Origin of the sequence: Buttiauxella agrestis ATCC 33320, assembly GCF_000735355.1 — a bacterium.
Taxonomy (GTDB): Bacteria; Pseudomonadota; Gammaproteobacteria; order Enterobacterales; family Enterobacteriaceae; genus Buttiauxella; species Buttiauxella agrestis.
Genome location: NZ_JMPI01000050.1, coordinates 71,973 through 82,898 on the forward strand (window position 1 = coordinate 71,973; position 10,926 = coordinate 82,898).

General features: G+C 51.3%; 6 protein-coding genes. 4 read left to right on the plus strand and 2 right to left on the minus strand.

The annotated features are described in order from the left end of the window. Nucleotides 1-12 precede the first annotated feature (12 nt). On the minus strand, nucleotides 13-4,974 hold the full coding sequence (locus GBAG_RS15090; protein ID WP_034497681.1) for an alpha-2-macroglobulin family protein: 4,962 nt from the start codon (nucleotides 4,972-4,974) through the stop codon (nucleotides 13-15). Nucleotides 4,975-5,297: 323 nt separating this feature from the next. On the opposite strand from GBAG_RS15090, the gene GBAG_RS15095 reads away from it, so the two are divergent. The 4 genes from GBAG_RS15095 to GBAG_RS15110 all read left to right on the plus strand — a co-directional run bounded on the left by GBAG_RS15095 (nucleotide 5,298) and on the right by GBAG_RS15110 (nucleotide 10,077). Then, nucleotides 5,298-6,842 carry a PTS transporter subunit EIIC gene (locus tag GBAG_RS15095; protein WP_034497684.1) on the plus strand — a complete coding sequence of 515 codons (1,545 nt, stop codon included), beginning with the start codon at nucleotides 5,298-5,300 and terminating at the stop codon, nucleotides 6,840-6,842. Between the two features lie 11 nt (nucleotides 6,843-6,853). Beyond that, nucleotides 6,854-8,221 carry a 6-phospho-alpha-glucosidase gene (locus tag GBAG_RS15100; protein WP_034497686.1) on the plus strand — a complete coding sequence of 456 codons (1,368 nt, stop codon included), beginning with the start codon at nucleotides 6,854-6,856 and terminating at the stop codon, nucleotides 8,219-8,221. A gap of 231 nt (nucleotides 8,222-8,452) precedes the next feature. Then, nucleotides 8,453-9,304 carry a 3-mercaptopyruvate sulfurtransferase gene (gene sseA, locus GBAG_RS15105; RefSeq protein ID WP_034497689.1) on the plus strand — a complete coding sequence of 284 codons (852 nt, stop codon included), beginning with the start codon at nucleotides 8,453-8,455 and terminating at the stop codon, nucleotides 9,302-9,304. After that, the gene (locus tag GBAG_RS15110; RefSeq protein WP_034497691.1) at nucleotides 9,304-10,077 is read left to right on the plus strand and encodes a MurR/RpiR family transcriptional regulator; all 774 of its coding nucleotides are present in this window, start codon (nucleotides 9,304-9,306) and stop codon (nucleotides 10,075-10,077) included. The genes sseA and GBAG_RS15110 overlap by 1 nt, the downstream gene beginning before the upstream one ends. Before the next feature lie 4 nt (nucleotides 10,078-10,081). On the opposite strand, the gene sseB is transcribed toward GBAG_RS15110, so the two are convergent. Then, nucleotides 10,082-10,858: an enhanced serine sensitivity protein SseB gene (gene sseB / locus GBAG_RS15115; RefSeq protein WP_034497694.1), complete on the minus strand. Its 777-nt coding sequence runs from the start codon at nucleotides 10,856-10,858 to the stop codon at nucleotides 10,082-10,084. Between the last annotated feature and the right edge of the window lie 68 nt (nucleotides 10,859-10,926).

Here is a 10,926-nt window from a genome sequence, read left to right on the forward strand (position 1 = left end):
TTGTTTAGCCTGTTACGGATGTATAGTCAGCATACCGGTGCTGGCACCCGTTGCCCGCCATTGCGGCACATACATTGATTCAACTTGTGATACAGGGACATGGTAGGTTCCCGGTGTGACAGCACGAGCAAGGTAAATCAGGGTCGCATGTTGGCTTTCGTTAAGCGGCAATGCGGCAACAAAGCGATCGTCACGGAATTCCATATGTTGAATATCAGCCTGCTGCATCTGATTCAGTAAACCCTGAACCTGATTATCACTATCACTCAGGCTGGCACTGCTTTCAGAAAGGTTCTGGTTTTCGAGTTCAAGACCTGCTGGTAACAGATCAACAACTAACGCATCCGGCACATTTTTATCCGCCCAAACATCCAGCCAGACCATCACTAGCTCGCCACTTTTCAGTTCAGACAATGATTTACGATTGCCTTTTGCATCCAGGAACTGACGCTCAATATGCAAAACGTTGCTGTAAGGTGCCGGAGCCTGCTGCGGATAACCCACACTGTCTAAACGCAGGTATAAATTACCCGCACCGGTGTTAGTAACCTGCAACCCTGCGAGCTGCTCGGCATTCAAATTACGCGTGATGGACTGCATGCCCGCCAGCGGCTCAGCAATAAATGACACCTGCGATTGCCAGTCACCTTTCGCTGTTTGCCAGTTGCGACCTGCCAGGAACAACGCGTTACTTTCCTGAGTGGAAAGCCAGCGTTGGCTGTAAGCAAGATTAGAAAGCTCCATCAGCAATTGATTTTGCTGCTCTGGCAGCAATTTGTTCTCTTCCAGAAGACTCAACTCCATGGCTTTATCACGCAGTTCGCTGCCGTAGTCAGCCATCCAGATACGATCGTCGCTACGATTGGTTTTCAGTCCTAAAGTGATAGCTTGGTCACCACGTGGCGCATCGCCCATTAGTTTCAGCGCCACACCCAGTTGCACTAAAGGTAAACCAGCACGCGCACTGTCATGGCGTGACCAAAGTTCACGAAGCGCGCCTAATGGTGCTTTTTGCTGACGAGCAAGCACTTGCCCGGCATAAGCCTGCACCGCGAATTTACTGGCAGCAGCATCATCGCTGTAACGCAGCGCAATCAGCCCCGAATCCTGAAGATAACGCAGCAGGCGCTGGTTAGCTTTGTTCAGGGAATCGGTATTTACGCTGTATCCTTGCTCACTGGCACGCACCAGGAAATCAGTAACATAAGCGGTTAACCAGTATTCCTCCGGCCCCTCTTTATCCCACAGGCCAAAACTACCGTCGTCGCGTTGCATATCCAACAGACGCGAGATTCCCAGATCGATTGCAGCGCGACGCTGTTCATCCGTGGTTCCTTTGATTCCCAGAGACGCTAACTGTGCCTGATTGGTATAAAGCGATGGGAAAAGCCCGCTGGTTGTTTGTTCAAGGCAGCCATATGGATACGCTTTAAGTTCACGGATATAGCGTGCCAGGTTCAGCGGTGGACGCCCACTGAGCAGCACTTGTCCTTCAAGCGTTGCAGGAGCCAATCCTGAAATATGCTGCGGCGGAATATCCCATACTTCGCCCGGAGCCAGCACTGCACCGCTATTGATATTTTGTGCCGGGAAAGGAGGACGAACCCCGAGTTTCCATTGTTTCTGAATAGCTGGCAGCGTTTCGCCTGGCAGATTAAGGCCGCTGATTTGCGCCTCTATCTGACCCTCACCAAAACCCTGCAACCCACGTACCGAAACAAACAACGTTTTACGTGCACCAGGAAGCAGTTGCACCGTCTGCGACGGTGCGGAATCCAGGGCAATCAAGCCACTGGCACTGAGGTTGATACTCAGTTGCTGTGGTTTATCGGTCAGGTTAGTGAGATCCATCGCTAAGCGACTGGTATCCCCACTCGCCATAAAGCGCGGAGCTGCAAGCTCAGTCACCAGCGGTGCGGCGACGACGACTTTATCTTCGCTATTGCCAAAATGATCGTCGGTCCAGGCTTGCGCCATCACGCGCAGTTCCCCATTAAAATCGCCAATTGGCAGGGAGACAGTCCCTTCGCCTTTATCGTTCAATTGCACCGGTTGAGCTTGCTGAGCAATGATAGTGACATGATTTACCGGTTTTTTACCGCCACGGCTGAGTTCATCACCTTCGTCGCCACTACCACCAAAGCGCAATGCAGCCAAACGCCCTTCACCTTCAATTACCTGACCATAGATATCGTACAAATCCGCGCCGTAACGCTTACGACCAAAGAAAGCGTCCCATGGGTCCGGTGTTTTGTAGTCGGTAATATTCAGCACACCGCTATCAACGGCTGAAACCAGCACGTTAATTTGCTTCGGCATGACGCCATTAATCGCCTTAGTTTTGACTTTCACCGTGAGGTTTTGGTTAGGGCGCATTTTGGCCGGAGCATCTAGCTCGAGCGCCAGGCGGCGGCTTTCATCACCTAGCGGCAGATGTAAAATCCCCACAGCGCGTTTCGGCGTTGCAGCGCGGTTTTTATCACCCGGGCGAATGACCAGCGTGCTCAAATACAAGTCATGGCGCTGCCAGTTTTTGTCGACTGGGATTTCAATATCCAGCCCTTTTTCTGGTACATCTATTTCCTTCCACCACAACGGACCATCGCTGGACTCCACCATCGCGTAGCCTTTACCTGCTGCCGGAGCAGAGATATGCAGATTGATAGTGTCGCCTGCTTTGTAGCTCGGCTTGTCAATTTTCAACGTGACGCGGTCAGGACGGACAGCACCTTCCCCGTCGCTATTATCTTGCCAGCTGTAACCTGCCCAAAAACGGATACTGCTTATGATATCGTTTTCGGTGTCGCGCACTTCAAGACGGTAAGAACCCCACTCAACCGGGAAGGCTACTTTGCCTGTTTCGCCCGCCGCGAGATCCATTTTTTGTTCCGCTTCTACTAAATCTTTTTGGTCATACTGCGACTGCCAGCCTTGACCCTCTTCCCAACTCCAGAAGTAATCGCGACGTTCGCGAATCAGCCGGACATCGAGGCCAGAAACCGCCAGTTTTTCACCTTTTACATTGGCATAGACAATGTCAAAACCCGCGTTGGTATCTTCGTCGACGATCGGTTGAGTGCGGGTGCTATCGGTGCGGTAATCGTATATTTCTTTACTGGCAAACTGAGGGCGAATACCAGGCAGCGCTTCGGCAGGCCAGATTGCTTGCTCAGCACGTCGCGTGACCGGGCGGCCGCCGGACTCCAGCAAACTTGCTTGCAGCACCAGCTTTAACGGTGAATGAACATCAGACCATTGGCTGTCTGTGCTGACCGTTGTTTTGCCCTGCTCGTCAAGCTGGAGCTGGACTTCATCCAGGTTACGGGTGAGATTTTCTTCGTTTACGTCACCAAACTGGAATCCCGGTAAAGCCGCCACAGCTTCACGCAATGGGCGTAAGAACAGCTGACCTTGTAGGTTATTCCCGGAGGCTGGAGCACCATATAAATAACGCCCGGCAATCTGGAAGCTGACGGACTCATCAGGGCTGGCAGGTTGTTTCTGGCTTGTGATGTTGAGCGCCATACGCTCAGGCATGAAGTCTTCGACTTTAAATCTCCAGATACGTGGCTGGTTGTCACCCGTATTCACACGGACTTGCCAGTTGCCGGTCTGGACATCTTGATTCAATGGATAGCTAAACTGATACAGGCCATTTTCAGGTTTCCAGACTTGCGTTCTGGCAACCTGGCCGTCAGGTTTTACCACTTCCAGTTTTACAGGTTGCTCAGGAAGGACTTTACCATCGCTGTCACGCAGCAAGGCATTCACCAACACTGTTTCGCCCGGACGATACAAATCACGAGGACCAAACATAAAGAACTGTTTGCTAAAGCCAGTCTCACCGGCAATGTTAAATTCAGCCAGGTCTAGCGCCGGGCGGCTCAAATCAAGCATTGTGGTTTGCTCAGCGGTACGCGCCAGCAATAACGTCCCTTTATCGGTTTTTTCAAGCGTGGCATGACCATTACCGTCGCTCTTAGCTTGAGCCACGGTTTGCCCTTTCTCATTGAGCAATGTGATTTCTACACTGGATTGCGCCGCCCCGTTTTCCAGACTCTGCGTAAACACATCTAAACGGTTGTGGTAACGGTGCGCCGAGATACCAATGTCGCTCAGGGTGAACAACGTTGCCGCATTGCTGTAACTGTAATGCCCAGCCTGATTCATGATGGCGATATAGACACCAGGCGCTTGCAGCGGCTTAATTTCGCCTAACGGCAAGAGTAGTTTTTCTCGGGTATTGCGAGCGGGGTTGAGATCAAACCGTCCGGTGTACACCAGGTCTGCAAGCTTGAGTAAATTATCAGACTCCCAGTTAGACACGGAATTACGGTACTGCCACTGGCTGATAAAGGAGCCTAATGATTCACTTTTGATACGGTAGAAATTGACGTCAATTTTATCAACATTTAACGCCATTACGGGTAAACCGGCGATCACCTTAGTGGGCAGTAAGGAGCCGCGACTGGCAAAACCAACGCTCGGCTGAATATCACGGGTTGAAATTTTCTTCTCAAAATTCCTGTCGAAGGTCGCTTTATTTAAGGCAATTAGCCCGCTATCGACCGTGAGTATTAATTCGCGCTTGGGTTCAAGATGGCGCAGACGTAATTCTTTAAGGTCTGTGGAAAGCTCCCAGGCCCCATCGACTTTGCCACTGGTTTTATCCACCAAATGCGCCACGCGTGAGAAATCCTGGTTGGGGTCTAATGGAATAGAGAATGTGAGGACCAGCGTGCTTGCGCCATCGAGTTGTACTTCCGAAGCGTCCAGCAAGTTCAGCGGTTTGCCCGCAGAATTCTTCGCCAGCTTTTCAAGTTGAGAGGCATCTGGTTTTGCCGCTTTTTCAACAGGTTGTTGGGTCGAGGGATTACCCTGCGCCGCCTGCGGTTTATCGTTATTGTCGCACCCAGAAAGAGACAGTGCAGCCAGCAGAGTCGCAGCCAGCGCGCCCAGACGTATTATTCTCATGCTTTATCCCTGGCCAATATGGCCCATTAGTCCATCCAGTATTACTTGTATTATGCGGGTACATTAAAAAAACGAAAGTATGAAGATTCTGCATTGCGGTATTTCTCGCAAAGGAAAAGATTATTTTTGCAACGCTTTCACTCCGCGTTCGGTTTCAAAGTGGAAGCCCGATCACGCCCTGAAAGGTTACATGTTACCTTCTGAGTCATTTGTTTTTAAAACAATAAGATAGATAGATCACCAGTTCATATTATTGCTACATTTCAAGCTGAGTCGCTGCCCTAACGCGGTGTTTAGCCAAAGTGATAATAAGAGACTGCTAAATGAAAAGTGCCGTTAACGCCCTACAAAATTTCGGAAAATCGCTCTATGGCCCAGTGCTTATTTTGCCGATCGTCGGTTTATTTATCGCGTTTGGTAATGTATTAGGCAACGGTAATCTCGCTGAATATTTACCTTTTCTCGGCCACCCTTCGATTCAACATACCGGCGTTCTGATTTCTAAATCTGCCGTTTCGGTGCTGGCAAATCTGGCGCTGGTATTTGGCGTTGGTATTCCCATTGGTCTTGCAGCAAAAGACAAAGGCTATGCGGCTTTGATTGGCCTGGTCACGTTTATCGTCTTCATTAATGCGATGAACGTAACGTTGCAATTACAGGGCGAGTTAGCGCCAGCCGACCAAATGCGAGCCGCCGGGCAAAGCATGGTTTTAGGCGTGCAAGTGCTTGAGATGGGCGTATTCGCCGGTATTCTCACCGGCGCGCTTTCAGGATATCTGTACAACCGCTATTCCAGCGCACAGTTTTCCGGGGCAATGGCGATTTACTCAGGCCACTGTTTTGTCGCCATTATTATGCTGCCGGTTTCAATGTTATTAGGCGTTGTGATGAGCGAACTCTGGCCATTTGCCCAGCACGGTATCAGCGCTCTGGCGCTGGCGATTAAAGGTGCCGGGGCGTTTGGCGTTGCCATCTACGGTTTCCTGGAACGCATTCTGGTGCCAACAGGTCTGCATCACCTGGTTTATACCCCCTTCCTGTATACCGAATTAGGCGGCACGGCCGATGTTTGCGGCAGCGTTTACCAGGGCGCGCGCAATATTTACTTCGCAGAAATGGCCTGCCCGAGCGTCCATCAACTTAGCAGCACCGTGGTGTGGGATGCACGAGGCATTAGCAAAATGTTCGGTCTGCCTGCCGCCGCTCTCGCCATGTATATGACTGCAAAACCCGAGCGTAAAGCCGCAGCCAAAGCGATTCTGATTCCCGCTGCGCTAACGTCGATGCTGGTTGGCGTGACCGAGCCGCTGGAATTTTCCTTCCTGTTTGTCGCTCCGCTGCTGTTCGGCGTACATGCGGTTCTGACCGGTATCGGCATGATGCTGTTCTATCTGCTGGGCGTTCACGCCATCGGCGCAAACGGCATTATCGATTTCATTCTTTATAACCTGCCGCTAGGCACGGAGAAGTCCAACTGGCCGATGTACATCGCTGTCGGGCTCACGATGTCGGTGATTTATTTCGTGGTGTTCCGCTTCCTGATTCGCCGTTTCGATATGAAAACACCAGGCCGTGAAAGCGATGACGAAGAGACAAAACTGTATAGCAAACAAGAATATCAAGCCAAAGGCAGCAACGATGGCTTGGGTGAAGCAATTATCGAAGGCCTCGGTGGCCGCGCAAATATTGAAGTGGTCGACAACTGTTACACCCGCCTGCGAGTTACGGTGCGCGATGTCTCAGCTATCGACGAGCCCCGCCTGAAATCGACTGGTGCTAAAGGGGTGATTAAACAAGGTAATAACGTTCAGGTGGTCTACGGGCTACATGTCAAAAAAATGCGTGAAGCAGTAGAGACGTTTCTCTAAAGGAGTCAATGATGTTTAAACCCCCATTTATTTTGTCCATTGCCGGTGGCGGTAGTACTTACACGCCGGGCATTGTTAAAAGCCTGATGGTACGCCTGGCCGATTTCCCGTTAGCAGAAATTCGCCTCTACGATATTGATGGTGAGCGCCAGTCAGTGATTGCGCCGGTGGTTGAGAAAGTCATTCGCGACCACAGCCAAAGTATAAAATTTACCGTCACCACCGACCCGGAAGTGGCGTTTAGCGGAGCTCATTTCGTCTTCGCTCAAATGCGCGTCGGGCAATATAAAATGCGTGAGCAGGATGAAAAGATTCCACTCCGCCATGGTGTTGTCGGGCAAGAAACCTGTGGCCCTGGCGGGCTAGCATACGGTTTGCGCACTATTTTGCCGATGGTCGAGCTTTGCGATTTTGTTGAACGTTACGCCCATCAAAAAGCGTGGATTGTGAACTATTCCAACCCGGCGGCGATTGTCGCAGAAGGCGTGCGCCGCCTGCGCCCGAAAGCACGCGTGTTGAACATTTGTGATATGCCCGTCGCCGCCATGCGTAATATGGGTGCCATTCTTGGTGTGGATCGTCACAAGCTGGAAGTCGATTACTTCGGTTTGAACCATTTCGGCTGGTTTACCCGTGTGCTGGTTGATGGTGAAGATCGCCTGCCGGAGTTGCGCCGCCATATCGCTAAGTTTGGCCTGCTGACGGAAGACGCCGCGCAAACCGATCCGCAGCATTCGGATCCTTCATGGGTGAAAACCTGGCGTCATATCAAACCGATTATGGACCATTTCCCGGAATTCCTGCCGAACCCATATTTGCAGTATTACCTGATGCCAAACGACATCGTTGAGCACCAAAATCCTGATTACACTCGCGCCAACGAAGTGATGGATGGGCGCGAGAAGAAACTGTTTGCCGCCGCCGACGAGTATAAAAAAACCGGTATTTTGCCGGATGCGTTCCACGTTGGTGTGCATGGGGCGTTTATCGTTGACGTCGCCTGTTCGCTGGCCTTTGATTTGCGCCAGCGCCATCTGGTGATTGTGGAAAACAAAGGGGCGATTGCCAACCTGCCATATGATGCAATGGTTGAAGTTCCGGCTTACATCACTTCGGAAGGGCCAGAACCTGTGCGCATGGGCGCGGTTCCGCTGTTCCATCAGACACTGCTCATGCAACAGTTAGCCTCTGAACAACTGCTGGTTGAAGCCACCATCGAAGGCAGTTACGAGAAAGCATTGCAGGCGTTTACTCTTAACCGCACCGTGCCGACGATGCAGCATGCAAAAGCAATTCTCGACGATATGATTGAAGCAAACCGCGATTATTGGCCGCAGTTACAGCAAGCGTGGAAAGATGGCGAAGCCGTGAAAGCGTAACTTTATCTAATATTTACGGCGCACTTCGCAGCAGTAAACATGGTTGCTTGTCGGTTTGGTGAAAAACACCGACAATCCGTTAGCCCCAAAATAATTCGAGTTGCATCAAGGCGGCAAGTGAAAGAATCCCAAGGAGCTTAGTAAACTAAGTGATTTGGGTGAGTGAACGCAGCCAACGAAGATGCAGCTTGAAGTATGAAGGGGATATCAATTGACGATTCGGAGGCAACCATGTCCACCACTTTCTTCGTTGCGGGCGACTGGCTCGCAGAACATATTAATGACGAAAATATCCAGATTATTGATGCTCGCATGTTGCCTCCGGGCCAGGAGCATCGTGATGTCGCTGGCGAATACCGTGCTGGCCATCTGCCTGGCGCGGTATTTTTCGATATCGAAGCACTTTCCGACCACACCAGTCCCCTGCCCCACATGATGCCACGAGCCGAAGCATTTGCCGTTGCCATGCGCGAACTGGGTATTAGCAGCGATAAACATCTGGTGGTTTACGATGAAGGCAACTTGTTCTCCGCACCTCGTGCATGGTGGATGCTGCGGACTTTTGGTGTGGAAAATGTCTCTATTCTGGCAGGCGGCCTGGCCGACTGGCTGCGCGAAGAATTGCCTCTTCAGCAAGGTGATGTTGAATTGCCGGAGGGTGAATTCGACGTGAATTTCGACCCGATGGTTATTAAACGTCTGACCGATGTTTTGCTGGTCAGCCATGAAGGAACGGCACAAATTGTCGATGCCCGCCCTGCTCCGCGTTTTAACGCGCAAGTCGATGAACCTCGTCCAGGTTTGCGACGCGGGCATATTCCTGGTGCGTTCAACGTTCCATGGAATGACCTGGTAGAAAACGGCCAACTGAAAACCACCGACGACTTGAACGAAATATTCACCCGTCAGGGCGTCAGCTTTGATAAGCCGATTATTGCAAGTTGCGGCTCAGGCGTAACGGCCGCCGTAGTTGTTCTGGCATTAACCACGCTTGGCGTTAACGGTGTTTCACTGTACGACGGTTCCTGGAGTGAATGGGGAGCACGCTCTGATTTACCCGTTGAACCGGCACAAGCGCAATAATGGATAACCGCCTGGTCGGTTTGCTTGAACGCGGGGATTCATTGACCCGCGCTGAGTATCGCGTGCTCTCGCACCTGACTAACCACCCATTGCTGGTGGGGAATATTACGGTACGGGAACTTGCCCACGCGACGTTTGTTTCCAGCGCGACCATTATGCGGCTGTGCCAGAAGCTCGGATTTAGTGGTTTTAGCGAGTTTATCTGGCACTGCAAACAACTGCTTTCCAGCACGCCGCATATCGCCAATCAACCAGCACAACCCGCCGCCACGCTGCCGATTCTGTTTGACCAGTTCGTGGAGAATTACCGCCAGACGTTCCGATGGGTAACGCCGGAATTAATGGCGCAGTTCGCCACGCTACTGCGTGAAAAAGAGAGCTTCTTTTTGTATGGTGCCGGGTTTTCGTATCTATTCGCCGAATACCTGACCAAAAAACTTCAGGTATTGGGTAAAACGGCGTTCATTTCCGGGCCTGGCGATAGCCGGGGAATTTTCCTGAGTAATGCCTCTAAATATGAGGTTTTTATCGCCATTTCACGCAGCGGTGAAACCGAGCAGGTTTTGGATAAGGCGCGGATTGCGCAAAATGTGGGGATGTCGATTGTGGCGTTCACGCGAGCATCGCCAAACAGTTTGTCTGAACTGGCCGATGTGCATTTTTCTCTGTATGACGAGGCGATCCATTATGCGGCCGAAGCCGCAGGGATTACGTCTTTTGAATCAAACTTGGTGATGCTGATTGATTTACTGCTGCTGCAAGCAACAGCATAAGTCATCAAATAATGCGGTTGGTTTTGAAATCGCGCAGGAAGCTTCCCCAGCGGCGCTCATAGAATGGCGTAATGTGCGCCATCATAAAGTGGCTGATGCCCTTTTCGCCTTCGACGACCTGACAAATATCAACGGGTTCATCGCCCGGTAAAGTATCGGTCGCGACACTTCCCGCCTGGCGAATAATCGCTTCGATATCCCCTTCGGCTTCAATACCAATCAATAAGTTAGGCTGCTCGTCTGCTTGCTCTTTGATGGAACAAATAAACGCGCGCTTCACGGTTTTCAGGTTTTTAAACAACGTGGTGAGCGAGTCAACCATTTGTGCAGGCGGTTCAGCCACTTCAGAAAGCAGCAAAGAAGTCCCTCCGTCCAGCACTTCCTGCTGGGTTAAAGGATCGCTTTCATCGCTGATCAAATGGGTAATTTCGCGCGGGGTAAATTCTTTGCCGGTTGGCAGTTTCGCATTCAGGAATAATGTCGCGCCCTGCGTCATTTCAAATAGCGTGCGCACTGGCATCACGACAAATGCCTGTTCGTGGCTTATCGCCTGTTGCAACGCTTCAACTGAGGTAAAGAACGGAATGACGGAGGTGCCATCGTCTTTTTCCCAGTGCTGTAATTCAACGGCACTATCGGCATCAATGGCTTCGCCTTCAGCGGCGGTACCGGGTACCCATACGGTGGAATCCAGTAATACGCGAAAGAATGCCGGGCGGTGAGCAGGTTCAGTGGCAGCCTGCTCAAGCAGCGTTTCGAGTTCATTTTTTGGTTCTGACATGGTAGTTCCAGAATGAGTCTGTGGGGCAAACAACCCTCACCCTACCCCTCTCCCTGAGGGAGAGGGAA

Bases quoted from the DNA above. Each gene is read 5' to 3' on its own strand.
- GBAG_RS15090 (WP_034497681.1), bottom strand. From the start codon at position 4,974: ATGAGAATAATACGTCTGGGCGCGCTGGCTGCGACTCTGCTGGCTGCA.
- sseA (WP_034497689.1), top strand. From the start codon at position 8,453: ATGTCCACCACTTTCTTCGTTGCGGGCGACTGGCTCGCAGAACATATT.
- GBAG_RS15100 (WP_034497686.1), top strand. From the start codon at position 6,854: ATGTTTAAACCCCCATTTATTTTGTCCATTGCCGGTGGCGGTAGTACT.
- GBAG_RS15095 (WP_034497684.1), top strand. From the start codon at position 5,298: ATGAAAAGTGCCGTTAACGCCCTACAAAATTTCGGAAAATCGCTCTAT.
- GBAG_RS15110 (WP_034497691.1), top strand. From the start codon at position 9,304: ATGGATAACCGCCTGGTCGGTTTGCTTGAACGCGGGGATTCATTGACC.
- sseB (WP_034497694.1), bottom strand. From the start codon at position 10,858: ATGTCAGAACCAAAAAATGAACTCGAAACGCTGCTTGAGCAGGCTGCC.